29 protein-coding genes and 1 tRNA gene are annotated in these 25,049 nt (G+C 62.4%); 8 read left to right on the forward strand and 22 right to left on the reverse strand.

The annotated features are described in order from the left end of the window. Positions 1-8: 8 nt before the first annotated feature. The 12 genes from JG747_RS37110 to moaA all read right to left on the reverse strand — a co-directional run bounded on the left by JG747_RS37110 (position 9) and on the right by moaA (position 8,675). Entirely contained in the window at positions 9-191 is a 183-nt protein-coding gene (locus JG747_RS37110) for a hypothetical protein (protein WP_244748454.1), read from the reverse strand. Then, positions 151-855: a DNA alkylation repair protein gene (locus tag JG747_RS21365; RefSeq protein ID WP_202360001.1), complete on the reverse strand. Its 705-nt coding sequence runs from the start codon at positions 853-855 to the stop codon at positions 151-153. The genes JG747_RS37110 and JG747_RS21365 overlap by 41 nt, the downstream gene beginning before the upstream one ends. 8 nt (positions 856-863) lie before the next feature. After that, positions 864-1,733 carry an NAD(P)-dependent oxidoreductase gene (locus JG747_RS21370; RefSeq protein ID WP_019858123.1) on the reverse strand — a complete coding sequence of 290 codons (870 nt, stop codon included), beginning with the start codon at positions 1,731-1,733 and terminating at the stop codon, positions 864-866. 107 nt (positions 1,734-1,840) lie between these two features. After that, complete coding sequence (locus tag JG747_RS21375) at positions 1,841-2,662, reverse strand: ABC transporter permease (protein WP_019858122.1); 822 nt, start codon at positions 2,660-2,662, stop codon at positions 1,841-1,843. Beyond that, complete coding sequence (locus JG747_RS21380) at positions 2,659-3,378, reverse strand: ABC transporter permease (protein WP_019858121.1); 720 nt, start codon at positions 3,376-3,378, stop codon at positions 2,659-2,661. The genes JG747_RS21375 and JG747_RS21380 overlap by 4 nt, the downstream gene beginning before the upstream one ends. 80 nt (positions 3,379-3,458) lie before the next feature. Beyond that, positions 3,459-4,244: an ABC transporter substrate-binding protein gene (locus JG747_RS21385; RefSeq protein WP_019858120.1), complete on the reverse strand. Its 786-nt coding sequence runs from the start codon at positions 4,242-4,244 to the stop codon at positions 3,459-3,461. A 159-nt stretch (positions 4,245-4,403) separates the two neighbouring features. Next, positions 4,404-4,907: a molybdopterin-guanine dinucleotide biosynthesis protein B gene (gene mobB / locus JG747_RS21390; RefSeq protein WP_019858119.1), complete on the reverse strand. Its 504-nt coding sequence runs from the start codon at positions 4,905-4,907 to the stop codon at positions 4,404-4,406. Then, the gene (mobA, locus tag JG747_RS21395; protein WP_019858118.1) at positions 4,904-5,530 is read right to left on the reverse strand and encodes a molybdenum cofactor guanylyltransferase MobA; all 627 of its coding nucleotides are present in this window, start codon (positions 5,528-5,530) and stop codon (positions 4,904-4,906) included. Before mobA ends, mobB begins: the two co-directional genes overlap by 4 nt. A gap of 43 nt (positions 5,531-5,573) precedes the next feature. Next, the gene (locus JG747_RS21400) at positions 5,574-6,494 is read right to left on the reverse strand and encodes a DMT family transporter (RefSeq protein WP_202360002.1); all 921 of its coding nucleotides are present in this window, start codon (positions 6,492-6,494) and stop codon (positions 5,574-5,576) included. 154 nt (positions 6,495-6,648) lie between these two features. Then, positions 6,649-7,008 (reverse strand): hypothetical protein, encoded by a 360-nt coding sequence (locus JG747_RS21405; protein WP_038646786.1) that lies wholly within the window; start codon positions 7,006-7,008, stop codon positions 6,649-6,651. A gap of 120 nt (positions 7,009-7,128) precedes the next feature. Then, entirely contained in the window at positions 7,129-7,623 is a 495-nt protein-coding gene (locus tag JG747_RS21410) for a hypothetical protein (protein WP_019858116.1), read from the reverse strand. Between the two features lie 56 nt (positions 7,624-7,679). Beyond that, a complete protein-coding gene (gene moaA / locus JG747_RS21415) occupies positions 7,680-8,675 on the reverse strand; it encodes a GTP 3',8-cyclase MoaA (protein WP_202360003.1) in 996 nt (331 codons plus the stop codon). 196 nt (positions 8,676-8,871) lie between these two features. Here moaA and JG747_RS21420 point away from each other — a divergent pair, with 196 nt between their 5' ends. After that, positions 8,872-9,225 (forward strand): gamma-butyrobetaine hydroxylase-like domain-containing protein, encoded by a 354-nt coding sequence (locus JG747_RS21420; protein WP_019858114.1) that lies wholly within the window; start codon positions 8,872-8,874, stop codon positions 9,223-9,225. Between the two features lie 68 nt (positions 9,226-9,293). Beyond that, the gene (locus tag JG747_RS21425; protein ID WP_064985711.1) at positions 9,294-9,905 is read left to right on the forward strand and encodes a pyridoxamine 5'-phosphate oxidase family protein; all 612 of its coding nucleotides are present in this window, start codon (positions 9,294-9,296) and stop codon (positions 9,903-9,905) included. Between the two features lie 170 nt (positions 9,906-10,075). On the opposite strand, the gene JG747_RS21430 is transcribed toward JG747_RS21425, so the two are convergent. Further along, positions 10,076-10,528 carry a MarR family winged helix-turn-helix transcriptional regulator gene (locus JG747_RS21430; RefSeq protein WP_019858112.1) on the reverse strand — a complete coding sequence of 151 codons (453 nt, stop codon included), beginning with the start codon at positions 10,526-10,528 and terminating at the stop codon, positions 10,076-10,078. 47 nt (positions 10,529-10,575) lie between these two features. Between JG747_RS21430 and JG747_RS21435 the strand changes: the two genes are divergently transcribed. Next, on the forward strand, positions 10,576-11,484 hold the full coding sequence (locus tag JG747_RS21435; RefSeq protein ID WP_202360004.1) for an alpha/beta hydrolase: 909 nt from the start codon (positions 10,576-10,578) through the stop codon (positions 11,482-11,484). A 12-nt stretch (positions 11,485-11,496) separates the two neighbouring features. On the opposite strand, the gene JG747_RS21440 is transcribed toward JG747_RS21435, so the two are convergent. Both JG747_RS21440 and JG747_RS21445 read right to left on the reverse strand, forming a co-directional pair. Beyond that, the gene (locus JG747_RS21440; RefSeq protein ID WP_027046837.1) at positions 11,497-11,892 is read right to left on the reverse strand and encodes a rhodanese-like domain-containing protein; all 396 of its coding nucleotides are present in this window, start codon (positions 11,890-11,892) and stop codon (positions 11,497-11,499) included. Between the two features lie 59 nt (positions 11,893-11,951). Then, positions 11,952-12,566 (reverse strand): TetR/AcrR family transcriptional regulator, encoded by a 615-nt coding sequence (locus tag JG747_RS21445; RefSeq protein ID WP_019858108.1) that lies wholly within the window; start codon positions 12,564-12,566, stop codon positions 11,952-11,954. Between the two features lie 100 nt (positions 12,567-12,666). Between JG747_RS21445 and JG747_RS21450 the strand changes: the two genes are divergently transcribed. Together JG747_RS21450 and JG747_RS21455 are read left to right on the forward strand one after the other, a co-directional pair. Beyond that, positions 12,667-13,413: a 3-oxoacyl-ACP reductase family protein gene (locus JG747_RS21450; protein ID WP_202360005.1), complete on the forward strand. Its 747-nt coding sequence runs from the start codon at positions 12,667-12,669 to the stop codon at positions 13,411-13,413. 209 nt (positions 13,414-13,622) lie between these two features. Continuing rightward, positions 13,623-15,509 carry a L,D-transpeptidase family protein gene (locus JG747_RS21455; RefSeq protein ID WP_038646778.1) on the forward strand — a complete coding sequence of 629 codons (1,887 nt, stop codon included), beginning with the start codon at positions 13,623-13,625 and terminating at the stop codon, positions 15,507-15,509. Between the two features lie 4 nt (positions 15,510-15,513). Here the strand turns inward: JG747_RS21455 and JG747_RS21460 are convergent, their stop codons facing one another. The 5 genes from JG747_RS21460 to JG747_RS21480 form a co-directional block, all read right to left on the reverse strand. Then, positions 15,514-15,996 (reverse strand): hypothetical protein, encoded by a 483-nt coding sequence (locus JG747_RS21460; RefSeq protein WP_038646776.1) that lies wholly within the window; start codon positions 15,994-15,996, stop codon positions 15,514-15,516. A 112-nt stretch (positions 15,997-16,108) separates the two neighbouring features. Then, positions 16,109-16,849: a lysozyme inhibitor LprI family protein gene (locus JG747_RS21465; RefSeq protein WP_244748185.1), complete on the reverse strand. Its 741-nt coding sequence runs from the start codon at positions 16,847-16,849 to the stop codon at positions 16,109-16,111. 148 nt (positions 16,850-16,997) lie between these two features. After that, positions 16,998-17,255, reverse strand: a complete 258-nt coding sequence (locus JG747_RS21470) for a PepSY domain-containing protein (RefSeq protein ID WP_019858102.1) — start codon at positions 17,253-17,255, stop codon at positions 16,998-17,000. A 158-nt stretch (positions 17,256-17,413) separates the two neighbouring features. Then, positions 17,414-17,488, reverse strand: a tRNA-Val gene (locus tag JG747_RS21475). 138 nt (positions 17,489-17,626) lie between these two features. Next, the gene (locus JG747_RS21480; protein ID WP_069092155.1) at positions 17,627-18,310 is read right to left on the reverse strand and encodes a phosphoglycolate phosphatase; all 684 of its coding nucleotides are present in this window, start codon (positions 18,308-18,310) and stop codon (positions 17,627-17,629) included. Positions 18,311-18,500: 190 nt separating this feature from the next. On the opposite strand from JG747_RS21480, the gene rpiA reads away from it, so the two are divergent. The 3 genes from rpiA (at position 18,501) to gor (ending at position 21,369) form a co-directional block, all read left to right on the forward strand. Continuing rightward, positions 18,501-19,232 (forward strand): ribose-5-phosphate isomerase RpiA, encoded by a 732-nt coding sequence (rpiA, locus tag JG747_RS21485; protein ID WP_019858100.1) that lies wholly within the window; start codon positions 18,501-18,503, stop codon positions 19,230-19,232. Further along, complete coding sequence (locus JG747_RS21490) at positions 19,219-19,857, forward strand: DUF2059 domain-containing protein (protein ID WP_038646770.1); 639 nt, start codon at positions 19,219-19,221, stop codon at positions 19,855-19,857. Before rpiA ends, JG747_RS21490 begins: the two co-directional genes overlap by 14 nt. Positions 19,858-19,977: 120 nt before the next feature. Continuing rightward, positions 19,978-21,369 carry a glutathione-disulfide reductase gene (gor, locus tag JG747_RS21495; protein WP_019858098.1) on the forward strand — a complete coding sequence of 464 codons (1,392 nt, stop codon included), beginning with the start codon at positions 19,978-19,980 and terminating at the stop codon, positions 21,367-21,369. 106 nt (positions 21,370-21,475) lie between these two features. On the opposite strand, the gene mgtE is transcribed toward gor, so the two are convergent. Both mgtE and JG747_RS21505 read right to left on the reverse strand, forming a co-directional pair. Next, the gene (mgtE, locus tag JG747_RS21500) at positions 21,476-22,840 is read right to left on the reverse strand and encodes a magnesium transporter (protein WP_038646768.1); all 1,365 of its coding nucleotides are present in this window, start codon (positions 22,838-22,840) and stop codon (positions 21,476-21,478) included. Between the two features lie 271 nt (positions 22,841-23,111). After that, positions 23,112-25,004, reverse strand: a complete 1,893-nt coding sequence (locus JG747_RS21505; RefSeq protein ID WP_038646766.1) for an ABC transporter ATP-binding protein/permease — start codon at positions 25,002-25,004, stop codon at positions 23,112-23,114. Positions 25,005-25,049: the final 45 nt, after the last annotated feature.

The raw sequence follows: 25,049 nt of genomic DNA on the forward strand, positions 1-25,049 counted from the left end.
CGCTTCTTCTAGTCGTTCTGGATATGCTCGCGGCCAGAGTGCCGCCAGGCCATGCACCAGCAGTATTTTGGCGCACCTGGCTGCTCGAACAACGTCTCGAATCTGCCACGGGTCGCCAGCGTCACCTCGGTAAAGCGGATATTGGCGAGGTCAAATTTTTCTGGCGGCGATCCGCGCGAGCGTTTTGGCATCGGTCAGTTCCTTCACGGCATTCTTGCCGTTCCAGCGTGCCGTCTTGTCGGTCGATCGCGCGAGCCTTTCGGCGACAGCAAGGGCAGCACCGTGCATAGCCATCGATCGCTTGCCGATCGAACGAAGCGCCCAGTTCACAGCCTTCTTGACGAAATTGCGCTCGTCAGTGGCATGCGCTTCGATGATCGGCAGGAAGGCGAGAAAAGTCGCCTCCGGCTCTTCCTTGCGGTGCACGACAGACCAGGCCATCATGGCGAAAGCCGTGCGTCGAACGAATTCCCGTTCATCGGCCGCGAACTCGCCGATCAGCTCTTTCCAGGCGTCCGTATCGACGAAGAGATCCGAGACGCCATCGACAATATCCCAGGAGTCGAAACTCGACGCCCATTGCCTGGCATCCCTGGCGGAAAACCGCTTCGGGTCGGCCGTGACGGAAGCGATGAACTGCGCCTCCATGATGCCTGACGCCCACAGCTCAAAGGCGCGCTCGTGGTTGCGTTTGATCTTCGGGGCGATCTGCCGCTGAATGCCATGCGGGATTCCAAGCGCGCGGTCGATCTTGATGCCGTAGCGCAGCATGCCGAGACGATTTTCCTCCGAGCCGATCGAGCGCAGATGCGCGACGATTTCGTCGGCACTCGATTGGGGCGAAAGCTCGGCCATCGCGCCCCCTACTTCTCCAGGCGCGCCAGCAGCGAGGACGTGTCCCAGCGCTTGCCGCCCATGGCCTGCACATCCTTGTAGAACTGGTCGACAAGCGCGGTCACCGGCAGTTTGGCGCCGTTGCGGTCGGCCTCCGCCAGGCAGATGCCGAGATCCTTGCGCATCCAGTCGACGGCAAAGCCGAAATCATATTTGCCGGCATTCATCGTCTTGTGGCGGTTTTCCATCTGCCAGGAACCGGCAGCCCCCTTGGAAATCACCTCGATCACCTTCTCGATGTCGAGCCCGGCGTTCTTGCCGAAATGGATACCCTCCGACAATCCCTGCACCAGCCCGGCGATGCAGATCTGGTTGATCATCTTGGTGAGCTGGCCAGCGCCCGCCGACCCCATCAGCCCGACCATGCGGGCATAGGCGTCGATAACGGGCCTCGCTCTGTCGAAGGCAGCCTGGTCGCCGCCGACCATGACGGTCAGAACGCCGTTCTCGGCGCCGGCCTGGCCACCGGAGACCGGCGCGTCGAGAAATGAAAATCCACCTGCCTCCGCTGCTACCGCCAGTTCGCGCGCGACTTCCGCCGAAGCGGTGGTGTTGTCGATGAAGACCGAACCTTTCTTCATCGATTTGAAGGCGCCTTCGGGACCTGTCGTCACCGAGCGCAGATCGTCGTCATTGCCTACGCAGGAAAAGACGAAGTCCTTGTCCTTCGCGGCCTCCGCCGGCGTCACCGCAAGGCTGCCGCCATGCTGGCCGACCCATTGCTCGGCCTTGGCCTTGGTGCGGTTATAGACGGTGACGTCGTGGCCACCCTTGTTCCTGAGGTGCGCGGCCATGGGGTAGCCCATAACGCCAAGACCGAGAAATGCCACAGATGCCATAAGCTTGCCCTTCAGACGGAAACGAAATTGCTGCGGAAGCTCTAGGCCCTGCGCTCAATTCGTCAAGACGCCTGTGGTCTGATCGACTGGCACAGCCGAAAAACGGGTCACCGCTTCAGGTGGATGGTGATCCGGCGCTCGATCCATTCGATCGCATGGCGCAACAACTCGACCATCACCAGGTACACCAGGGCCACCCAGATATAGGCCTGGATGTCGAAGGAATTGGCAAAGGCGAGTTTTGCATTGCCCATCAGGTCGTAGACGGTGATGATGGCGACGATGGCGGATGCCTTGACCATCAGGATCAGCTCGTTGCCGTAGGGCCGCAAGGCGACGATCAGAGCTTGCGGCAGGATGATCTTGCGCAGCGTCTGCAATTTGTGCAGGCCGAGGGAGGCGGCGCCTTCCCATTGGCCCCTGGGCACGCTTTCGATGGCGCCGCGCAGGATTTCGGCCTGGTAGGCGGCGGTGTTGAGCGCAAAGGCGAAGACGCCGCAGTTGAAGGCGTCCTTGAAGAAATCCCAAAGCCCGATCATCTGGAGCTCCGGTCTGAACGACCCTAGCCCGTAATAGACCAGAAAGGTCTGAACCAGCAGTGGCGTGCCCCGGAAGAAATAGACGTAACAGTAGGCAAGACCGGACAGGATCCGGTTCCTGGACATACGCCCGTAAGCAACGGGCATGGACAGGACGGCGCCAAGCACCATCGAAATGGCGACTAGTGACAGGGTAACGCCCAGTCCGCGCAGATAGGCCGGCGCATATTTGGCGAAGAAGGCCGGGTTCCAGGCAAAAAACAGATAGCTGACGATGCCGAGGCCAAAGGCGATCCACAGGCAGACCAGCGCGTAGCCGACGATGCGCGGTCGCGGCCAGCCGCGGGTCCGCGGTGGCGGCCGTTCGACCATGGCGGCGGTGGCGCTCATCGTTGTGCCTCCCGTTTGCCAAGCGAGCGCAAGATGGCACTGGTGGCGAAGGATGACACGACGGCCAGACCGAGAAAGACCAGAGCCGCAATGCTGTAAAACAGGAACGAATGCTTGGTGACGCGAGCCGCCACGCCGGCATTGCGCAGTGTCTCGGCAAGACCGACGACCGAAACCAGCGACGTGTCCTTGAGAAGGCTAAGCCAGCAATTCTCGAGACCGGGGAAGGCAATGCGCAGCAGCTGCGGCAAAATCACCAGTCGCATGGTCTGCCATTTGGACAAACCAATGGAATAACCACCCTCATACTGACCCTTCGGGATGGCGCGGAAGGCCGAGAGGAAAACCTCGCTGGCATAGGACGAGAAGATCAGCGAGAGCACGATCATGCCAGCGACGAAGCTGTTGACGTCGATGGTCGCTTCGGGGCGGAAATACCGGATGAGATGCTGCAGCAGGATTGGCATGCCGAAGAAGAACAGGAAAAGCGTCACCAGTTCCGGCAGGCCGCGAAAGACCGTGGTGTAGATATTGGCGGCGAGGCGAAGCGACGGCTCCTCGGATTGCTTGCCCAGCGCAATGAAAAAACCGATCGCCAACCCAATGGGGAGCGTCGCCAGCGCAAGCAGAACCGTTACAATGACGCCATAGGCAATGTCGTCACTCCAGCCATCAGGTCCCCAACTGAGAAGTGTCCATATGCTTTGGGCTGGCATTGACAGGTGTTATCCCCACGACGTTCCCAGGATGAATAGAAAGACGGCGGGGTATTTCCCCGCCGTCTTGATCCTGTCTATCAGGACTCGGCGCCGAAGACGTCGAACTTGAAGTACTTGTCGTTGATTTCCTTGTATTTTCCATTGGCGCGGATGGCGTCGATGGCCTCATTGAGCTTGTTGACCAGGTCGGTCTCGCCCTTGCGCACGGCAATGCCGGCGCCCGGCCCGAAGATCTCGACCGGCTGCGGCGAGGGCTGGCCGAGAATCTTGCAGCAGGCGCCATCAGGCGAGTCCAGCCATTGCTGCAGCACGACGATATCGTCCTCGATGGCGTCGAGGCGACCATTGGCCAGATCTGCCTGCTCCTCGGGGCTGCTCGGATAACCCTTCACGGTGCTGTCGGTGTAGGTCTTCGAGGCATAGTTGAAATGGGTGGTCGTTGTGGCGACGCCGATGGTCTTGCCAGCCAGATCTTCCTTGGTCACGCCCTTCAGCGTGCTGTCTTTCGGCACGGCGAGAGCCGAGGGCGTGTTGTAGTATTTGTGGGTGAAGTCGACCTTCTCCTTGCGCTCCGGCGTGATCGACATCGAGGCGACGATAGCGTCGAACTTGCCGGCCTGAAGTGCCGGGATGATGCCGTCCCAATCCTGGGCGACGAAGGTGCACTTGACCTTCATCTGATCGCAAAGCGCCTGGGCGATGTCGATGTCGAAGCCGACGAGCTTGCCGTCGGAGGTGAGGTTGTTGAACGGGGGATAGGCGCCTTCGGTGCCGATCCGCAGGGTCTTTTCCTGGGCCTGGGCGACGCCGAGCGTCAGCAGCGCAGCCGATGCGGCGAGCGCGATACGCAGTGCAATACGCATGATAGTCCTCTCTTTAATGGTCCCGGCCGTCGTTCCGAAACGGCTCTATGGGGCGGTGCTTTTGACCGCCCGCTGAAGCGATACTCCCACTCTTTCCAAGAAAAAAGCAACTGCAAAACCACCGAAATCGGCAATGGGGTTCTGCCGTTACGTTACATCTTAAGCAACGAGGCCGGTGGTGCGCTCGATGAAGTCGACTATCGATTTTACGTCGTCGAGGTCGAATGCCGGCAGGCTCTTGTCCGTAACGGCGAAATCGGCGGCGATGGCGACAATATTGGGATCACCCGCTGAAAGCGGCGTCCGATCCTTCGCTTCCAGGCGCCGCGTTTCGATCTTGCGGTGCGATTCGCGCTTGTAGCCTTCGACCAGCACGATGTCGCATGGGGCGAGCCGCGAGAGGATGCTCTGCAGCGGCGGCTCATCCTCGCCGCGCAATTCGTGCATCAGCGCCCAGCGGTTGCCGGATACGATCGCGACCTCTGTGGCGCCGGCCTGCCGATGGCGGAAGCTGTCGGCGCCCGGCTTGTCGATGTCGAAATCATGATGGGCGTGTTTGACCGTCGAGACCTTCCAGCCGCGCCGCACAAGCTCCGCGACCAGCTTTTCGGTCAGTGTGGTCTTGCCGGAGTTTTTCCAGCCGGTGATGCCGAAGACGTTCATGATGTCATGCTCTGCAACAGGCGCCCGGCCTGGGCAAGGTCGTCAGGCACATTGATGTTGAAGAAAGGATCGAGCCCAGCGGATTGCACGAGCTGGAATTCGACCTCGACGTGACCACGGCGCTCGATGAAGGTCGAAACGCGCCTGTTGTCCTCATCAACCAGAAAATGTCGCAAGGCGTCGCGACACTCCATCGGCCACAGCGCGAAGGTCGGGTGCAGCCGACCGGCCGAGGAGGCGACGGCGATTGAACCCGGATGTTCGCCGGCCGCCGCCGCAAGGCGCGCGACAAGATCAAGCGGCAGGAAAGGCGTATCGCCGGCAGCAGTGACGACGGCCTCGCAAGGCGTATTGGCAACTGCCCATTCGAGGCCGGTCAGAATTCCGGCAAGTGGCCCGGCAAAGCCTTCGACGGTGTCGGCAAGCACGGGCAGTCCGAAACGGGAAAAGCGTTCGGGATCGCCATTGGCGCTCAGCGCCAGGGTTTCGATCTGCGGGCCAAAGCGCGACAGGATTTGGTCAAGCACGCTGCCGCCGCCAAGCGGCAACAAGCTCTTGTCGCCGCCTCCCATCCGCCTCGACTGACCACCGGCCAGGACGATCCCTGCAATATCTCGCCTCATGCATCGAGCCTGTACGCCAGCCGCCGGAAATCACAAGACCCGGCTAGATTCCATCCGGCGCCATGGCCGGCCCGGTTGTTTCGGCGACGATCCTTCGCCGGCCGACAACCCGCTCGCGATAGATCGCGTAGAGACCCGAACCGACGACGATTGTCGCGCCGACGATCATCGGCATGTCCGGTATGTCGCCGAAGACGATCAAGCCAAGCAGAATGGACCAGAGCAGCGCGGTGTAGCGGAACGGCGCGATGAAGGAGATCTCGCCCGAGCGCATCGCCATGATGATGAATTGATAACCGATAAGCACCAGCACCGCGGCCAGCGCCAGCAACGCCGTGGTCTTGCCGGTCATCGGCGTCCAGCCACCCATCGGCGACAACAGCATCGCCCCGACGACGGTCATTGCCAGCGCCGTCGCGGTCGAGACCAGCATGGTCGGTATGGTTTGGGGAATGCGCTTGGTGGCGAGGTCGCGCACGGTGCAGCAGGCGACGCTGGCCAGCGCCCAAAGGGAATAGATGCTGAAGCCATCAAAGCCGGGCCGCACGATGACCAGTACGCCGGCAAAACCGGCTGCGATCGCCAGCCAGCGTCGCCAGCCGACCACTTCGCCGAAAAACAGTGCGGCCCCCATCGTCACCGCCAGCGGCAGCGCCTGAAGAACGGCCGAGACACTGCCGATCGGCAAATGGGCAAGCGCGACCAGGAATGACACGGTGGCGCCAGCTTCGCCCAGCACGCGGATTGCCACCAGCGGCTGCAGCATCAGGCGCGGCTGCAAAAGCGCGCCGCGTTGCCATGCCAGCAGGCCGACGAAGAGCGAGGCAAAGGCTCCTCTGATCAGCATGACCTGCGCCATGTTCATCGATTCCGAAGAGTATTTGGTGATGGCGTCGTTGAGCGTGAAGCCAACCATCGCCACCATCATGAACAACGCGCCGCGAAGATTGGGGGAAAGAGGCAAGACATCTACCGGTTGCTTGGGCAAGCAAGCCTGTAACAGCCCGCCACGAAACAGCAATGGCAAAGGGCTGGGCCAGGACCGGGGCATTCGCCGGTGCCGGCATGAAATCACGTCCTCAATTCGGCGCCAATCTGGTCGGGAGGCGTGGTTATGTCTATTTCTTCGGCGTCAGCACTTCGGTGCCGTTGCCTTCCTTGCCGGCGATGGTCCAAAGGCCATGCAGCGAGCCGTCATCCTCGACCTTGTAGACGACGAGGCCGATGTCCTTGCCCATGACATAGCCGGCGGAGAATGCATCGTCGTTGCGCATGCAGATGCCGTCGGAGGAAGAGCCGCCAGTCTCCCAGTGGATCGCGCAGGTCGTCCCGCTGGTCAGGGTAATGGTGGCTTCGCCATCATATTTCGATCCGTCGAAATTGGTGCCGGCGACGGTGTAGGTTCCACCGATCGACTGAGCTGCCGCGGGCACGGCCGCAAGGCCGAGCAATGCAAGAGAAAGAATGAGTTTGCGCACGATTTTTGCCCCCTATCAGCGAAGAGCCGCTTTCAGGGGAAGGCTAGGCCGGAACGACGTGGCGGTAAATCCGGCGGCGGTTCGCGAACAAGACTTTTTCTGGGGTGTGATCGGAAATACTCACTGCCCCTCGAGACTGCCGGCAATGGCGCCGACCAGCGGGTCGTATTTCGACTTCAGGGCTGGCGGGTAGTCGATCCAGACCGTGCGGATAACGCCATCCCTGCCGAACAGGCGCCGCTCATAAAAGATCTTTCCATCCTTCGTGCCCGACAGCACCGCCCAGTTCTTGCCGGTCTTGCTGTAGGTAACGGTATAGCCAGGTTCCTTGCTTACCTTTTCATTGGCGACAAAGCCTTTCGGCGTGTCGTCATCGACGTTGAGGATGCCGGAGCAGGTCAGGCTGGCGCCATCCGCGCTCAGCCAAACCTGTCCGTCGCCATTTTCCGGCTCGGGCTGACGATCGGTGAATATCTCATCGGGAAAGGTGCAGACGGTGCCGAAGCGCGCGTTCACATAGGTGAAGGGCTTGGCGCTTGCAGTTGTTGTAACTGGCGTCGCCAAGGACAGAACTGTGGTCAGCGACGACAAGCCGATACGATAAAGACGCAGCACGATGCCCCCTTGGCCTTGGTGACCAAAGATACTCTTGCACCAAATCGGAGAAGAAATCAGCCGCCGGTGACGCTCATGTGCCGGGACACCGAGGGACGGCTGGTGCGGCGGTCGATGATGAAATCATGGCCCTTCGGCTTGCGGCCGATGGCCTCGTCGATGGCGTCGGCGACAAGTTCGTTGCTTTCGGATGCACGCAACGGCGCGCGCAGATCGGCTGCGTCTTCCTGGCCAAGGCACATATAGAGCGTGCCGGTGCAGGTCAGCCTGACGCGGTTGCAGCTTTCGCAGAAATTATGCGTCATCGGCGTGATGAAACCGAGCTTTCCGCCTGTCTCGGCGACGTGGACATAGCGGGCAGGGCCACCGGTCTTGAAGGGAATGTCGGTCAGCGTGAATTGGCGCTCCAGCGAGGCGCGCAGCAGCGACAGCGGCAGATATTGGTCGGTGCGATCGGCATCGATCTCGCCCATCGGCATGGTTTCGATGACAGTGAGATCCATGCCGCGGCCATGCGCCCAGCGCATCATGTCGGGCAGTTCAGCGTCGTTGAAATCCTTCAGCGCCACCGCGTTGAGCTTGACCTTCAGCCCGGCCGCCTGAGCGGCATCGATGCCTTGCATGACCTTGTCGAGATGGCCCCAGCGGGTGATCTGGTGGAACTTGTCGGCATCGAGCGTGTCGAGCGAGACGTTGATACGCTTGACGCCGCACTCGGCGAGCTCGGCGGCGAAGCGTGACAGCTGCGAGCCGTTGGTGGTCAGCGTCAGTTCTTCCAGCGCGCCGCTATCGAGGTGGCGCGACAGCTGGCGCACCAGATGCATGATGTTCTTGCGCACCAGCGGCTCGCCGCCGGTAAGGCGCAACCTCTTCACGCCCTTTTCGATGAAGACGGTGCAGAGCCGGTCCAGCTCTTCCAGCGACAGCAGGTCCTTCTTCGGCAGGAAGGCCATGTCTTCGGCCATGCAATAGGTGCAGCGAAAATCGCAGCGGTCGGTGACTGACACCCTGAGATAACTGATCGTGCGACCGAAGGGGTCGATCATGTTCATGTTCGAGCGTTTCCGTGGCCGTTGGCGGCGCCGTTATATACAGCTATGTGATACGATCCAGCCCGGCATTCAAGATACCGCTTCTCGATCTTTGGTAACATCCCGGAGCCGACACGGTATGTCGGTTGTTCTATCAGGACTTTTCCCCTTTCGCGAAGCGGCGTAGGGAAAGGCAATCGACATGGGATCAAACAGCATGACCGCGCCAAAAGAACTCAGGGTCTCCAAGGACCGCAAGCTGCTGTCGGTCACCTTTCCCAGTCATCAGCCATTCGAACTGCCTGCGGAGCTTTTGCGCGTCGCCTCGCCATCGGCCGAGGTGCAGGGCCATTCGCCCGACCAGCGGGTGACGGTTCCCGGCAAACGCAACGTGGCCATCCTCAAGATCGAGCCGGTCGGCAACTATGCGGTGCGCATCACCTTCGACGATTTCCACGACACCGGCATCTTCACCTGGAATTACCTGCATACGCTCGGCCACGAGAGGGATGAGCGCTGGAACGCCTATCTGGCGGAGCTTGCGGAAAAAGGCTTGAGCCGCGATCGCTAGATCCCTTCGCTGTCGTCAAAACGTCATCGATGTGGAGTAGCGCCGGCAAAGGTTCGGAGACGAAGAAGATGTCGCTTGTCACCACGGTCGAACAGCTCGAGGCGCTTTACGGCGTTCCAGGCGCAGCCTCGCTGGTCAAGGAACTCGACCATGTCATTCCCGAATACGCCGCCTTCATCGAAGCTTCGCCCTTTGTCGCGCTTGCCACCAGCGGCCCGGAGGGACTGGACTGTTCGCCGCGCGGCGATCTCGCCGGCTTCGTGCGTATCGTTGATCCCAAGACAGTGATGATGCCGGACCGGCGCGGCAACAATCGCGCCGATTCGCTGCGCAACATCATCCGGGATCCGCGTGTCGGGCTGCTGTTCCTGGTGCCGGGCTCGGGCACGACGCTGCGCATCAACGGCCGCGCGCACATCACCACGGACGCCGAACTTTGCGCATCCTTCAAGGTCGACGGCAAGGCGGCGCGCTCGGTGACCGTCATCGACGTCGATTCGGTCTATTTCCAGTGCGCCCGCGCCATTGTGCGGTCGGAGCTTTGGAACCCGGCAAAACATGTCGATCCGAAATCGCTGCCGACGCCCGGAACAATCCTGGAAATCACCAGCCGCAAGAACATCGACGGCGAGGCCTACGACAAGGAATGGCCGGAGCGGGCGAAGAAAACCATGTGGTAGCCGGTGTACCGATATTCAGGTGAGGCTGGCCTGCAAATGGCGGCCTCCTGCGCTTCCGGTGCTCACGTACGTTAAGTACGCTCCGCTCCGGTTCTCGGAAGCCACCATTTTCGGCGCATCCTGACCTGAATATCGGCACACCTTGGTGCTAGGTCTCCTTCACCTTGGTGTCAGGCCTCCTTCAGCACCTCATAGATCTTGCGCATCTGTTCGCCGATCATGTCACACTGCTCCGGCGTCGACTGGCTCATCGCTTTCTCGATCAGTGCCATATGCACTTTCAGCGCCTGCATCAGCAGCGCCTCGCCAGCCTCGGTCAAGGCGAGCCGCAGGATGCGCTTGTCCTTCTCGTCGCCTTCGCGGCGTAGCAGGCCGCGCGTCTCCAGCTGCGGCAAAAGCATGGTGATGTTGGAGCGGCCGACGAGCAGTTTGCGGGCAAGGTCGTGCTGCGACATGCCGGGATGGCGGTAGAGGTTCATCAGCACGTCGAGCTGCGCCGGCTTCAGGTCGAGCGGCGCGAGTTTCACCGCCAGCGTGCGCTCCAGCACATGGCAGGCGCGCGCCACCGCGACCCAGTTGCGAAAACGCGGGTTGTCCCAGGGTAGCTCTTGTTTATTGTTCATCTTTGAACTATTATGTTCATGCTTGAACGTATGGATGGATTCTCACTATGGCATCAATCGGGCTGAAGGTCATCCGGAGCGTATTTGGTGCGGCCGAACATATTGCGCCACGCATCAGCGGGCGCGCGGCTTTCGAATTGTTCTGCCGCACACCGAGCGCAAAGGCGCTGACCGATGGCGAGCGCCGCGCCATCGGCCGTGCCGCCGAGTTCATGACCGAGGCGCGCCATCATCGGCTGAAGACGGCAACCGGCTGCGTCATGGTGCACGAGTTCCGGCCGGAGCCGGGCAGGGCCGCACTTGGCACCGTGCTTGTCGTTCATGGCTGGCGTTCGCGCACCGAATATATGCGCGCCTTGATCGAGGGCTATCGCGCGGCCGGCTACAGGGTCGTTTCACTGGACCTGCCGGGACATGGCCATTCGCAGGGCCGGCACCTGAACATGGCCAACGCGGTCGACGCGGTACGGGTCGCCGGCGAATGGTTCGGTCCGTTTGTCGCGGCGGTGGGGCATTCGTTTGGTGGCGCCGTCGCGGCCAATGCGATCGCCGGTTCCATCAAGAACATTCCGCCGCTGGCGGCCGGACGTCTCGTGCTGATCGCAGCACCGAGCTCCTTGCCGGCGATCTTCGCCGATTTCAGCCGCATGCTCAATGTCGGGCCGCGCTCACAGGTTGCGATGGCGGACCGTGTCCAGCACCTGTCCGGCCGGCCGCTGCATGAATTCACCGGCGACCGCCAGCTTGCCCAGGCTCCTGTGCCGACGCTGGTCATCCACGCGCCGGACGATCGTGAGGTGCCGGCCGAGCATGCGAAACGCTACGCCGGTGCCGGCGGCCATGTGCGGCTGCACTGGGCCGACGGTCTCGGCCACCGCCGCATCCTTGCGGACAAGGGCGTGGTGGCACGCGCTGTTGCCTTCGTCGCGGACCGCGAGCCGTCCTTGCTACATTGAGCCGCGGTCAGGTTACTTCTTCTTCTCGCCGGGCTCGACAGGCAGTCCGGCCGCCTTCCAGGCGGTGTAGCCGCCAAGGATATGCTTGACGGGCCCAAGCCCCATATCCTGAGCCGTCTTGGTGGCGAGCGCCGAACGCCAGCCGCCGGCGCAGAAGAACACAAAGCTCTTGCCCGAGGCGAAGAACGGCTTGTGATAGGGACTTTCGGGATCGATCCAGAATTCCAGCATGCCGCGTGTGACATGTTTGGCGCCGGGAATCCTGCCGTCGCGTTCGAGCTCGCGCGGGTCGCGCAGGTCGACAAAGATGGTGCCTTCGTCCTCGAGCAGTCCCGCGGCTTCCTCAGGCGAAACCACTTCGATCTCGGCGTTGGCTTCGTCCAGCAGTTCGCGATAACCCTTTTTCACTATCATCCCTCCCGGCCTTGCTGGCAGGTCGGAATTTCGAGCACAACAGCCTGCGTTTGTCACGCTCTGTCGGGGCCTGCCAATACCTGCCAGGCAGCCATCGCGCCAGTGACGGTCGCCATCAGCGCGGTGCATGACGCGCCGTCGCGCGCCTGGATGGACATGCCGTGCTGGACCGTGGCGTAGAAGGTCGCCACGGCATCGCAGTCGAAATCGGCAGGCAATTCGCCCTCGGCCACACCGCGCTCCAGGCGCTTGCGCAGGGCCGCAAGATTTTCGGCGCGGCGGCGGCGCAAATCCGTGCAGATGGCACCGCTGCTTGAATCCTCATGCAGTGCGCCCAGCGCAATCAGGCAGCCCTGCGGGCGATCGGTCTGCGAATAGGCCTTGGCTGTCTGGCGCAGGAAGTTCTCGATCGCTTGGCATGCGGTCGGTGCCTCGTCCAAGGCGGCCCAGATCTCGGTTCCTTCGGCTTGCGTGTAGTATTCGGTCGCTTCGAGGAACAGCGCCTCCTTGCTGCCGAAGGCCGCATAGAGGCTGGGCGAATTGATACCCATTGCCGCGGTCAGCTCGGCGATCGACGTACCCTCATAGCCCTTGGCCCAAAACAGCTCCATCGCGCGCCGCAGGGCGGCCGTTCGATCGAAGGTGCGGGGACGGCCTCTTTCCGACATGTTCTTCTTTTCTGTGTTGATCGATACATAAATGAGTTGACGCGGTCGAGCAAGGCTGCCAGACATTTATGTATCAATCGATACATAAATGGAGAAACTAATGTCTTCCAGCAATTTGAACGGCAAGGCGGCACTCGTCACCGGCGGCAGCCGCGGCATTGGGGCGGCGATTGCGCGAAGGCTCGCGGCCGATGGCGCCAAAGTCGCGCTGACCTATGTGCACGGCGAGGAACAGGCCCGCGCGGTCGTTGCCGAGATCGAGGCCAAGGGCGGCCGCGCCATCGCCATCAAGGCGGACAATCGTGATGCCGTGGCGATAGACAGGGCCGTCGATGAGACCGTTGGTGCCTTCGGCCGGCTCGACATATTGGTCAACAGCGCCGGCATCTGGCGCGTGGCCCCCATCGACACATTGTCGTTAGCCGACTTCGACGAGACCATGTCGGTTAATCTCAGAGCCCCGTTCATCGCCTCGAAAGCGGCGGCGGCGCATATGGGCGAGGGCGGCCGGATCATCTCGATCGGCAGCAATCTCGCCGAACGCGTCACCGACACCAGCCTCGGCGCCTACTCCGCCAGCAAGGCAGCGCTGGTCGGCTTGACCAAGGCGCTCGCACGCGACCTCGGTCCGCGCGGCATCACAGCCAATGTCGTCCATCCCGGTTCGACCGACACCGACATGAACCCGGCGGATGGACCGCATGCCGAGCATCAGCGCCAGAAGATGGCGACGCCGCGATTCGGCAAGGCCGATGACATCGCGGGCATGGTTGCCTGGCTTGCCGGTCCGGAAGGACGTTTCGTCACCGGTGCCGCATTGACCATCGATGGTGGCGCCAACGCCTGAATTTGGGGAGCTCTGCAGGCTGGAGCGAAGCACCCGCGCTCCAGCCGTCACGATCTTGTGAAACCGTTCTGCAACAGGCTTTCCAAAATTTATGAAAGCTTAACGAAATCGGTATGAATCGGTATAGTCGCGCCTTACATCCGCCATGCGGTGAGCGAGACGGTCTAGCGTGCGGAACGGGAACCGGTTGCGACCGGAGCGGGTGATCCATGAAATTCCTCGGTAACAAAGCAACCGCGATGCCGCTTGTGGCGATCGCAGCAACGCTCGCCCTGGGCGCGCCTCAGGCAGGCGCCCAGGGGCTCTTCGACATGCTGTTCGGCGGCGGCATCAGGCATGAGCCGCAGGGCGAATTTCCGCCTCCGCCAAAGCACAAACCCAAAGCCCCGGCCGGCGGCGGTGGCGGTGGCGGCGCAAAGATCAGCAGCCCGTCCTATTACACCTACAAGGCTGACAAGCTTGTTCGCGTCGACTTCTCGACGCTGTCCGCCGCGCCGCAGCCGGCGACGGCGCAGGACGCGGCCTTCGTTCCGTCGGCCACCGGGGCTGCTTTCCACGATGCCATTGCCAGCCTCAGTGACTACGAACTCTATGCCGAGCCCGATATCGCCAAGGCGTTGATCGCCTACTACTCGGCCAATCCGGACTTCATCTGGGTGAACGGAACAAGCCCCAACAACCGCGCCCAGGATGCGGTGCGGGTGCTTGGCGAGGCCGCGAGCTACGGGCTGACGCCCGCCGACTACACCGTCGATGTGCCGGCCACGACTTCGGCCTCAACGGATGACGCAGCCAAGCTCAGGGAACTCGTGCGCTTCGAGATGGCGCTGTCGGCACGCGTCTTGCGCTACGCCCATGACGCCCAGAACGGCCGTGTCGAGCCCAACCGGATGACCGGCTACTATGATTTCCCAGCCAAGCCGCTCGACATGGTCGGCGTGCTGAAGACGCTGGCGCATACGCAGGAAGTGCGCACCTATCTCGAATCGCGGCATCCGCAGAATGCGGAATATCAGGCTCTGCGCGTCGAACTGGAGGCCCTGCAGGCCAGTGCGGAAAATGAGATCGTCGTCGATCCAAAGCTGCTGCTTAAGCCCGGCGAGACCAGCCCCGAGCTGCCAAAACTGCTGTCGCTGATCGCGCGCAATCTCGATGACAATATGGGCGGCACCTATGGCGAGCTGCTGTCGCGGCTGGCGACCAGCGAGGTCTATGTCCCCGAGCTGGTACCGCTGATCAAGGCGGTGCAGGTGAAGGAAGGCATGAAGGGCGACGGCGTCATCGGTCCGCGCACTGTCGCCTTGCTGGCCGGCACGTCGAAGGCCGACAGGCTGCTCAAGGTGCAGGTGGCGCTGGAGGAGCTGCGCTGGCTGCCTTCCGATCTCGGCAGCCCGCGTGTCTTCATCAACCAGCCGGCGTTCACCGCGAGCTATATCGACAATGGCGAGGAGAAGCTGAAGACGCGCGTCGTCGTCGGCCGGGTGACCAACCAGACGGCTTTCTTCTACGACCAGATCAAGCAGGTCGACTTCCATCCCTATTGGGGCGTGCCGCAGTCGATCATCGTCAATGAGATGCTGCCCAGATTGCGCAGCGATCCCGGCTACCTCGATCGGGCCGGCTACGAGGTGACGGATTCGCGCGGCAAGCGCATTCCCTCGTCGGCGGTCAATTGGGGCGCTTATGGCGCCAACATTCCCTACAGCGTGCGCCAGCAGCCGAGCGAGGCCAATGCGCTGGGCGAACTGAAGATCCTGTTCCCCAACAAGCATGCGATATACATGCACGACACGCCGCAGAAATCGTTCTTCAAGCAGGATATGCGCGCGCTCAGCCACGGCTGCGTGCGCCTGCAGGATCCGCGCGGCATGGCGGCGGCGGTGCTCGGCACCTCGGTCGACTATGTCGCCGAGAAGCTCAAGCACGGACATTCGACCGAGGATGTGACGCGCAAGATTCCAGTCTATGTCGCCTATTTCACCGCCTGGCCCGACATGTCCGGCAAGGTCGAGTATTTCAACGACGTCTACGACCGCGATTCGCGGCTGAAGCAGGCGCTGGACGCCACCGAGGCCGTGCGCTCGCCATCGAGCTGATCGTTTAGAATTGCGACAACGGGCGGCGGAAACCCGCCTCCCGCCCAGCGATCAGCCAGTAGATCAATCCGGCGACGAGGCCGGCGGCGGCGATGATGCCGATATCGGCCCATCGCTCCGGGTCTATGTCTTCCGCCGAGCTCGGCCAGATGAGGAAGAAGCCGCCGGCGGCGGCGGCGGCGCCGAAGACCATGTGCATCAGGGCATTGCGCAGCGAGAAGAACTCGGCGATCAGCGCGAAGATCAGCGTCTGCAGCCCGGTCACGACAATCGTCAGGAAGTAGACGAACATGCCGAGCGGCGGCACCACCAGGACGGCGATCGGGCTGACGCCCATGACGTCGAAATAGGCCGGCGCGTTGGGCAGGGAACTGAGCGCGGCGTAGATCGCCGCTACAGCGACCAGGCCGACCAGTACCGCGACCAGATAGCCGGCCAGCATCATCAGGATGCGCTTCATCACATGCTTCGCCGTCGCCATGCCCATCCCCCCATGCGGCGCAGTCAACCGTTGCAATCAGCCATCAAAGACGATCCAGCGCAAGGGCAGGCACCGAGCGGGCGGCTTTGGCGGGCTCGCGAACATGAAGCGGAGCCGATCAGGCGCCGCCACACAGATGCTCGGAGTCCGGCAAGGCCCACAAGCCTTTCGCAACCAGATCGATCGAATAATAGACCCGGCCACGGTCGTCGCCCTTCGGACAATCCCTGGGAATCGCAATCAGGCACATCATGACGGGTTCGCCGACCTTGGAGGCGGCAAGGCCCGGTTCGCGATCATAGGAGACGGCCCCACCGCCATTGGTGAAGGTGGCTGCGCTGCCGGCGTCGGGCGAGGCGGTTTCTAGCGGATCGTCGCCAAGCCGCGCGGTCAGCGTCTTGATATGCGTGGACGCGCATTGCCCGACGGCCGAGGGCAGGGGCTGATCGTTGTTGCCGGGATTGCGCGCGGCGGTATCCAGAGCCTTCTTGCCGATCAGGGCGATGTTGTAGTCCTGTACCCATGACGGCGCATTGCCATAGGTCTGCAAGGCGTTGTTCAGCGCGCTGACGATGCAGGCGGTATCGCTCTTGCAGGCGTTCCGGTCGGCGATCAGCCCGCGGGCGATCTTGCGCTTGTCGCCGCCGAAGGCCGGCTCGAACCCCTTGTAGGCCTTGGCGACCAGCAGATCGATGGCCGACAGCTGAGGATCGGCGCAGATCGCCTTCTCCGCCGGCAGGCTCGCCTTGGCGCAGTCGAAGGACGGCCCGTCCGCTCGCGCCGAAGTCGCCGCAAGCATGCCGCCAGCCAGGACGATGGCTAAGACGAGCACGAGATCGGTTCGAACGGAAAATCGCATGACTACCCCCAAGCCAACAGGCGCTGCCCGCGCCTGGCGTGCATATCACACGCCAAGGATGGACAATTTGCGGCAATCGGATTGGCCGTCCAGGTGCACGGAGAAAATGGGCAGACCCGTCGAAATGGAGAGTCTCTGCTGGCAGCTCTTACTTAGGCTCGGCCGTCACTGGATCGTAGGTGATTTCGACCTTCGCCTTGTCCGACGTGTAATAAGTGACGGTATAGGCGCCATTGTCCCAGTCGACCTCTTTCACATAGCGAAAGCCGTCGCGCTGCTCGACCTTGGCGAGTATCTCCGACAGCTTCTTGGCGTTGGGCGGCGGCAGCGGCTTGTCATCCGCGGCCAGAGCAGGACCGGCGGCGAGAAGAACGGCGATGCTGGTCGCTACGAGAAATCTGGACATGGTTTTCCCTCAAGTTTCGACGCAAGGAAACGAGCTGGCGTGGCGGTTGGTTCCAGATGGACGCCATGCGTGCCCGGCCATGTCCGCGCAAGCTGCAATTCGCCGCGCCGCTGCCAACAGAGTGTCGACGGGCTAAGGCTGGAAAACCATTTGGGAAATGGTGGGCGATGCAGGGATTGAACCTGCGACCCCACCCGTGTGAAGGGTGTGCTCTCCCGCTGAGCTAATCGCCCGCTCGTTGCCCGAAGGCCAAGCGAGCCGCGATATAAGGGAGGCCGGCCGGTTAAGTCAAGGCGGTGTTAGGCGTTCTTTCAGAGATCGGATTCCGCGCCTTTCGGGGCCGTGCCGACTGTATTCTCGCTGCTGTCCGTTCAGTGTCCCGCGGCGCGGATCAGCCGCTCCGCCAGATCCACGGTCAGGGCATCGAAATGCGAGATCACCGCCGAGGGCTCGAATTCGCGGACATGCCGGTCGGTGTAGCCGAAATCGACGGCCACCACCGGAATGCCGGCGGCCTTGGCGGTGTCGATGTCGGTTTGCGAATCGCCGACCATCAGAGCGCGGTGCGGATCGCCGCCGGCCAGCCGGATGGTTTCGGTCAGGTGGCGTGGATCGGGCTTGCGGAACGCGAACGTGTCCTGGCCGGCGATGGCCGCGAAATGCCTGGTCAGGCCGAGTGCTTCGATCAGCGCCAGCGAATTGGCCTCGTATTTGTTGGTGCAGATGGCCAGGAGATAGCCAGCCTTCTCGAAGCGGGCGATCGCCTCGATGACACCGGGGTAAGGGCGCGATTTGCCGGGGATGTTGTCGGTGTAGTGATCGAGGAACAGTTTGAGCAACCGGTCATGCTCGGCGACGTCGAGCGAGCGCTGCTGGGCGGCGTGCGCCCGCTCTATCATCACGCGGCCGCCATGGCCGACGAAGCGCCTGAAGCCGGCCTCGTCGACGGCCGTGAGTTCGCTGGCGGCCAGGCTGTGGTTCAGGCTGTCGAGCAGGTCCGGCGCCGTGTCAACCAGCGTTCCGTCCAGGTCGAACACGACGATCGGGCGACTCATGATCCATCCTGCGCAGGTTTATACATCCGGAGGCGATAGCGGCTGCGGCGCGTCAAGGCAAGCAGAGCGGTGGATAGGTGCCCAAAGGCTTTGACCACGGTCAAAGGCTTTGACCACGGGCAAAAGCTTTGACCCGGCCGGCAAAAATGCTAGGAGCCCCGAACACTCGGGTTTCTGGGCAGCAAGCGGCATGGATGCAAGACAGTTGAAGGTCGAGGCCGCGCGGGCCGCCCTTGCCCATGTCAGCGACGGCATGCGGCTCGGCATCGGCACCGGCACCACGGCGGAAGAGTTCGTGCGGCTGCTCGCCGACAAGGTCGCCACCGGCATGACTGTCATCGGCGTGCCGACGTCGGAGCGCACCGCAGCACTTTGCCGCGAGCTTGGCGTGCCGCTGTCGACATTGGAGGAAACCCCCGAGCTCGATCTCACCGTCGACGGCGCCGACGAGGTCGACCCGGAACTGACCTTGATCAAGGGCGGCGGCGGCGCACTGCTGCGCGAGAAGATCGTTGCGGCGGCGTCGCAGCGCATGATCGTCATCGCCGACCGGTCGAAGATGGTCCAGACGCTCGGCCGTTTTCCGCTGCCGATCGAAGTCAACCAGTTCGGCCTGCGCGCCACCGAGATCGCCGTAGCCAAGGCGGCTGCGGAGCTCGGCCTTTCCGGTCCGATTACATTGAGGATGACGGGAGGCCAGGCTTTTGTTACAGACGGCGGCCATTTTATCCTCGATGCATCTTTTGGCCGCATTCCGGATACAAGAGCGCTTTCGAATGCTCTCCACGCCATTCCGGGCGTGGTCGAGCATGGTCTTTTCATCGGGCTGGCGTCAGCGGCCATCATCGCCGGCGGCGACGGTATCCAAACCGTCCATGCCGCCCGAAAACCAGGGAGTTCTACCAACCATGATGTTGCATAACCGGGTTCGCGGCCTTTGCGTCGTTCTGGCGGCTTCGGCCGTTTTCGCCTTGTCGTCGCCGGCGTTCTCGCAGGACGTTACCGAATCGCACCTCAAGGCGGCCCGAGCGGCGGTCGCGGCGATCCATGCGACCGACCCGTTCGACAATATCCTGCCGCAGGCGGCGGCCGCGCTCGAATCGCAGCTCATCCAGAAGAACCCGGACATGCAGGAGCTGATCGGCAAGACGATCAACGAGAAGGCGCTGGCGCTGGCCTCGCGCCGCGCCGATCTCGAGAAGGAAGCAGCCCTTGCCTATGCGAAGGTGTTTTCCGAAAAGGAACTCAACGATATCGCGGCCTTCTACAACTCCGACTCCGGCAAGAAGCTGCTCGACAGCGGCCCGACCGTGACGCGTGATTTGGTCAAGGCAGCCGACATCTGGCAGAACGGCCTTGGCCGTGACCTCGCCCAGCAGGTCGGCGAAACGCTGGCAGCGGCCGCCAAGGCAAAGGCCAAGGCCGCGCCTGCGCCCGCCGATGGTGCCGCTCCGGCCGACAATGCGGCTCCGGCGGATGGCGCCGCGCCCGCAGACGGTTCAGCACCGGCCGACGGTTCGGCTCCCGCCGACGGCACGCAGAACTGATCCTGCGTTTTCAAATGCGGCCTTGCGGCCATCTGTGAAGCCCGGCTTGTCCGGGCTTTTCTTTTGGCCTTTGGCGGCCTACCTGTCTCTCACATTTTCCGACGTTCAAGGAGCCGCCTCATGGCCGGTTATGACTATGATCTTTTCGTCATCGGCGGCGGCTCCGGCGGGGTGAGGGCGGCGCGCATTGCGGCCGCACTCGGCAAGCGCGTCGGCATCGCCGAGGAATATCGTTTTGGCGGCACTTGCGTTATCCGCGGCTGCGTGCCGAAAAAACTCTATGTCTACGCCTCGCAATTTCCGGAGCATTTCGCCGATGCCGCCGGCTATGGCTGGACGGTGCCGGAAGCCAGTTTCAACTGGCAGACACTGGTCGCCAACAAGGACCGCGAGATCAGCCGTCTGGAGGCAATCTACAAGAAGAATGTCGAGGGCGCCGGCGGCGAGACCTTCCATTCGCGGGCGATGATCGTAGACCCGCATGTGGTGCATCTCCTGGACAACGACCGCACCGTCACCGCCGACCAGATCCTGATCGCCACCGGCGGCCGTCCGGCGGCCCACCCAGCGCTTCCCGGTCATGAGCATTGCATCTTTTCCAATGAGGCTTTCGACCTCAAGGAACTGCCGAAGGCGATCATGATCGAAGGCGGCGGCTATATCGCGGTCGAATTCGCCAACATTTTCCACGGTCTCGGCGTCGACACCACGCTGGTCTATCGCGGCAAGGAGATCCTCAGCCGCTTCGACATGGATCTGCGCCGCACGCTGCACGAGACCATGGAAAAGAAGGGGATCAAGATACTCTGCCATGCAGTGAGCGAGCGGGTGCACAAGCGGCCGGACGGCCGGCTCGACGCCCTTCTCACCAGCGGCCAGACGTTGACAGTGGACCAGGTCATGCTGGCCATCGGGCGCATCCCCAACACCGAGAATATGGGCCTGGAAGGCATCGGCCTCGAGATGACCCCGGCCGGCGCGATCAAGGTCGACGAGTACTCCCGCACCAACATCGACAATATCTGGGCGATCGGCGACGTCACCAACCGCGTGCAGCTGACACCGGTGGCGATCCACGAAGCGATGTGCTTTGTCGAGACGGCCTTCAAGGGCAACCCGACCGCGCCCGATCACGACACGATCGCGACCGCGGTCTTCTCACAGCCGGAAATCGGTACCGTCGGCCTGTCGGAAGACGAAGCCGTCAAGCGTTTCGCCGATGTCGAAATCTACCGGGCCAGCTTCCGGCCGATGCGGCATACGCTATCGGGCCGTGACGAGAAGATGCTGATAAAGCTGGTGGTCGACGGCGCTTCCCGCAAAGTGCTTGGCGCCCACATATTGGGGCCGGATGCCGGCGAAATGGCGCAGCTGCTCGGCATTCCGCTGAAGGCCGGCCTAACCAAGGATGATTTCGACCGCACAATGGCCGTGCACCCGACCGCGTCGGAAGAACTCGTCACCATGTACAAGCCGACCTACCGCGTGAAGGACGGCCAGCGCGTCCAGTGACGGGCGCGGTTTGCTCCATCAAGGTCGACGGAACCATCCACGGCAGGCAAGCCTGAAAGGCGGAAGCCGCCGCCGGCCATGGCCAGCGGCGGAGACAGCAATGCGGCTACAGCAACGTGCCGCGCAGGATCACCAGTGCCACCGAGAAATAGATCACCAGCCCGGTGACATCGACCAGCGTGGCGACAAACGGCGCCGATGCGCTGGCGGGGTCGAAACCGACCCGTTTCAGCGCGAAGGGCAGCATCGAGCCCGACAAAGAGCCGAAGGTGACGATGCCGACCAGTGCCGCGCCAACCGTCGCGGCAATCAGCGGCCAATGCGGGCCGTAGTCGTAGAAGCCCATATATTGCCAGAGAGCGATGCGGCAGATGCCAACCACGCCAAGCATGGCGCCCAGCACGAGACCGGTGGGTAGCTCGCGCAACGCCACCCGCCACCAGTCACGAAGGCCGATCTCGCGCAGCGCCAGCGCGCGGATGACCAACGAGGTTGCCTGCGAGCCGGAATTGCCGCCGGAACTCATGATCAGCGGGATGAAGAGGGTGAGCACGATCGCCTTCTCTAACTCACCCTCGTAGCTCTGCATGGCGTTGGCGGTCAGCATCTCGCTGATGAACAGCGCGCACAGCCAGCCGCCCCGCTTCTTGATCATGGAGAGGAAGCTCATCTTCATGTAGGGCTCGTCGAGCGCTTCCATGCCGCCGAAGCGATGCACATCCTCCGTCGTTTCCTCGATCATCGTGTCGATGATGTCGTCGATGGTGACGATGCCGAGAATCTTGCCGTGGTCGACGACAGGCAAGGCGAGCAGATCGTATTTGGAGATCGTCTGCGCCAGGGTTTCACGATCGGTCAGCGGGGTGACCGTCACCGGCACACGGTCCGGCGCGACCGACAGGATCGGGTCGTCCGGCTCACCGGTGATGAGTCGGCGCAGGCCGGTCGACCGCACCAGGAGGTGCGTTTGCGGATCGACGATGTAGATCGCGTAGACGGTTTCGCGCGTCCGCTCGACCTTGCGGATGTAGTCCAGCGTGCGCCCGACGGTCCAGTCAGAGGGAACGCTGACGAACTCCGTCGTCATGATCGATGCGGCGCTGCCTTCGGGATAGCCCAGAATGGACAACAGGGTGGCGCGCAGTGGCGGCGCCAGTGCGCCGAGCAGTTCGGAACGTGCCGGCTCATCGAGCTCGCGCAGTATGTCGGCCGCACGGTCGACCGACATGGCGGTGAGCAGCTTGCTTGCCTTGGCACGGGGCAGGGCTTCCGCGAGTTCGGGCGCACCGTCGAGTTCGGGCTGGTCGAAGATCTCGACCAGGCGCTCGAAGGGTACCGCGCAAAGCAGATCAGTCGCGGTTTCGCGCGATTCGTGGTTGAGCGCCTCGACCACGTCGGCGACATGGTCGTTTGCAAGGATGCGGGCGATGGCGACGGCCTCGTCGTCCGCTACGGGGGAAAAATCGTTCATGGTTCACTCCTTGCCGTCCGGCAGGACATGAACCATTCAGGTCACGTCTAGGCGGACGGCGGTTGCGTTCGACTAATACTGTCGCCAGGCATGGCGCGGTGACCTTTCCGCTTGCGGGTTCGCGTTTGACTATCAGCAAGCCGGCGCAACATAGGAGCGCGCCTTGCCGAGTCAATCGCGGTGAGTGAGGAAAACGGCGCCTGATGGCTCCGATCGCGATACTGTGATCGCCGACTGCCGCGGTGCCCGGCAAGTCGCCGTGAAACCAACGTTATTTCTGCTTCAGCCGACGTGAGAAACGCAGCCATTTGTCCTCGACCGGACGTGGCTGGGTCAGAATCGTGGTGAGTTCGACCGGCAGGGTCGGAACCAGCGGCTTCTTGGTGGCGACGCCGTCGGCGATCAACACGATCGAATGATAGAACTCGGTGCCGGCAGCCGATCGTGGCGCCACCGCTTCGTGCATGACGCTGATCACCGTGACATCGGGGCAGTTGTCCTTGATCGCCTGATGGAAGGCAATCTTGCCTTCCGGGTCAAGGGCGCCGGTCGCCTCGTCGAGGAACAGCAGCCCCGGCTGCTGCAGGATGATGCGGGCCACCACCAGCTTCTGCTTCTGGCCGCCCGACAGGACCTGATCCCAGCTTTTGCCTTCACGGCTTTCATTGGCCATATGCTCGATGAAGTCGCCAAGGCCGGCCTTGTGCAGCGCGGACGCGACCTGCGCATCGCCGTGGTCGTGCTCGGAGCCCGGCAGGCAGACCAGCTGTTTCAGCGACACCTGCTGGAGCTTGATCTCCTGGGCGGCATAAAAACTCTTCACCCCATCGGGGAAGACGATGGTGCCGCGGCCGTAGGGCCAGAGGCCGTTGATCGCCTTGACCAGCGATGTCTTGCCGCAACCGGATTCGCCCTTCAGGAATGTCCACTCGCCGCGCCGGAAGCGCAAATTGGCGGCGCTGAGGAACGGTGTCGCGTCCTCGCCCTGATGCGCCAGTTCGAGCTTCTGGATGGTCAGACCGAACACCGGGTTCTGGCTGGCATAGTGGAAGTCGGACTGGCCGGTCTGGCTGTAGAACGCCTGCGGATGCTGGACGCTCTCGATCGCGTTTGCCAGTTCCGTGACACGCTGGCTGTTGGCGCGCAGCGTGGCGATGGCGGGCATGACATGGATGAACCACGAGCACTGGCTGATCAGCTGGGCGACCATTTCGGAGCCGGTGATGTAGCCCTTGTAGTCCAAGCGATTGTGTATGAACGACACCAGACCGGGACCATAGGCGACGATCCGGGCGCCGAGGAAGTTGTAGATCAGCTCGAACGACGTGTAGCTATTGTTGACGACATTGAGCTTGCCCCAGGTCTTGTCGATATCGACGTAGAGCTTGTCGTGCATCGACTTTTGCACATCTTCGCCATGCGAGGCGGCGACATGGAAGCTGCGGCGCAGGAACGTCGTCAGTTCACTGCGGTAGCTGCCCTCGGCCTGCTGCATGCGGATATTGAGCCGCTCGAGCAAGCGGCCAAGCTTGACCGCAATCCAAGTGTTCAGCGGCACGTAAATGGCGACGGCGAGGAAGGCCAGCACTGCGCTGCCATAACTGCCGAGGAACTCCAGTCCTTTGACCTCAACCGAGGATCCGATCAGATTTTCGCCGATAAAATAGAGCGAGGTAGCGACACCCAGAACGCCCATGGCGAGACCGATCGCCCCGCCCGTCATGTCCTTGATCGATTCCTGGATGCGCTGGTCGATGTTGTCGGGTGCGACGATATCGCCGGCCGCCGAACCATGCTGAGCATGGAAGTGGGTATGATTGCCGTCGAGCAGAGCCTCGTTGAACTGGCTATTCAGCCAGCCACGCCACTTTCGGTGCAGGGTTGCCGAGACAAGACCACGCACGCCGGTGAAGCCGGCATCCTTGAGCACGACCAGCAGAACCAATATGCCGGCATTGGTCAGAATTGCCTGCAGTGGGCTGGTATTGGCTGCATCGTGGAAGAATGCAATCGAATTGCCCAACTCGCCCAATGCCAGGGCAAACCAGACGCCGGCCTTGCTGGAAAGCGCCGTCAGCAGAGCGATGACGATGGTGAGCGTCCAGGCTTCCTTCCAGCGCTCGGAGAACCAGTAGGCCTTCATCAGCCCCCAGAAACTGCGCATCGAGGATACCGGCGTCAAATGCGACCGCCCTGCGGCGCCGCGGTG

Source organism: Mesorhizobium sp. 131-3-5 (genome assembly GCF_016756575.1).
GTDB lineage: Bacteria > Pseudomonadota > Alphaproteobacteria > Rhizobiales > Rhizobiaceae > Mesorhizobium > Mesorhizobium jarvisii.

Excerpts from the sequence above, each read along its gene's own strand:
- JG747_RS21455 (WP_038646778.1), top strand. The coding sequence starts at position 13,623 with ATGAAATTCCTCGGTAACAAAGCAACCGCGATGCCGCTTGTGGCGATC.
- moaA (WP_202360003.1), bottom strand. The coding sequence starts at position 8,675 with ATGAACATGATCGACCCCTTCGGTCGCACGATCAGTTATCTCAGGGTG.
- JG747_RS21490 (WP_038646770.1), top strand. The coding sequence starts at position 19,219 with ATGATGTTGCATAACCGGGTTCGCGGCCTTTGCGTCGTTCTGGCGGCT.
- mgtE (WP_038646768.1), bottom strand. The coding sequence starts at position 22,840 with ATGAACGATTTTTCCCCCGTAGCGGACGACGAGGCCGTCGCCATCGCC.
- JG747_RS21465 (WP_244748185.1), bottom strand. The coding sequence starts at position 16,849 with ATGCGATTTTCCGTTCGAACCGATCTCGTGCTCGTCTTAGCCATCGTC.
- JG747_RS21420 (WP_019858114.1), top strand. The coding sequence starts at position 8,872 with ATGACCGCGCCAAAAGAACTCAGGGTCTCCAAGGACCGCAAGCTGCTG.
- JG747_RS21505 (WP_038646766.1), bottom strand. The coding sequence starts at position 25,004 with ATGCGCAGTTTCTGGGGGCTGATGAAGGCCTACTGGTTCTCCGAGCGC.
- mobB (WP_019858119.1), bottom strand. The coding sequence starts at position 4,907 with ATGAACGTCTTCGGCATCACCGGCTGGAAAAACTCCGGCAAGACCACA.
- JG747_RS21425 (WP_064985711.1), top strand. The coding sequence starts at position 9,294 with ATGTCGCTTGTCACCACGGTCGAACAGCTCGAGGCGCTTTACGGCGTT.
- JG747_RS21460 (WP_038646776.1), bottom strand. The coding sequence starts at position 15,996 with ATGGGCATGGCGACGGCGAAGCATGTGATGAAGCGCATCCTGATGATG.
- JG747_RS21365 (WP_202360001.1), bottom strand. The coding sequence starts at position 855 with ATGGCCGAGCTTTCGCCCCAATCGAGTGCCGACGAAATCGTCGCGCAT.
- rpiA (WP_019858100.1), top strand. The coding sequence starts at position 18,501 with ATGGATGCAAGACAGTTGAAGGTCGAGGCCGCGCGGGCCGCCCTTGCC.
- JG747_RS21385 (WP_019858120.1), bottom strand. The coding sequence starts at position 4,244 with ATGCGTATTGCACTGCGTATCGCGCTCGCCGCATCGGCTGCGCTGCTG.
- JG747_RS21435 (WP_202360004.1), top strand. The coding sequence starts at position 10,576 with ATGGCATCAATCGGGCTGAAGGTCATCCGGAGCGTATTTGGTGCGGCC.
- JG747_RS21480 (WP_069092155.1), bottom strand. The coding sequence starts at position 18,310 with ATGAGTCGCCCGATCGTCGTGTTCGACCTGGACGGAACGCTGGTTGAC.
- gor (WP_019858098.1), top strand. The coding sequence starts at position 19,978 with ATGGCCGGTTATGACTATGATCTTTTCGTCATCGGCGGCGGCTCCGGC.
- JG747_RS21430 (WP_019858112.1), bottom strand. The coding sequence starts at position 10,528 with ATGAACAATAAACAAGAGCTACCCTGGGACAACCCGCGTTTTCGCAAC.
- mobA (WP_019858118.1), bottom strand. The coding sequence starts at position 5,530 with ATGAGGCGAGATATTGCAGGGATCGTCCTGGCCGGTGGTCAGTCGAGG.
- JG747_RS21445 (WP_019858108.1), bottom strand. The coding sequence starts at position 12,566 with ATGTCGGAAAGAGGCCGTCCCCGCACCTTCGATCGAACGGCCGCCCTG.
- JG747_RS21380 (WP_019858121.1), bottom strand. The coding sequence starts at position 3,378 with ATGCCAGCCCAAAGCATATGGACACTTCTCAGTTGGGGACCTGATGGC.
- JG747_RS21370 (WP_019858123.1), bottom strand. The coding sequence starts at position 1,733 with ATGGCATCTGTGGCATTTCTCGGTCTTGGCGTTATGGGCTACCCCATG.
- JG747_RS37110 (WP_244748454.1), bottom strand. The coding sequence starts at position 191 with ATGCCAAAACGCTCGCGCGGATCGCCGCCAGAAAAATTTGACCTCGCC.
- JG747_RS21375 (WP_019858122.1), bottom strand. The coding sequence starts at position 2,662 with ATGAGCGCCACCGCCGCCATGGTCGAACGGCCGCCACCGCGGACCCGC.
- JG747_RS21470 (WP_019858102.1), bottom strand. The coding sequence starts at position 17,255 with ATGTCCAGATTTCTCGTAGCGACCAGCATCGCCGTTCTTCTCGCCGCC.
- JG747_RS21450 (WP_202360005.1), top strand. The coding sequence starts at position 12,667 with ATGTCTTCCAGCAATTTGAACGGCAAGGCGGCACTCGTCACCGGCGGC.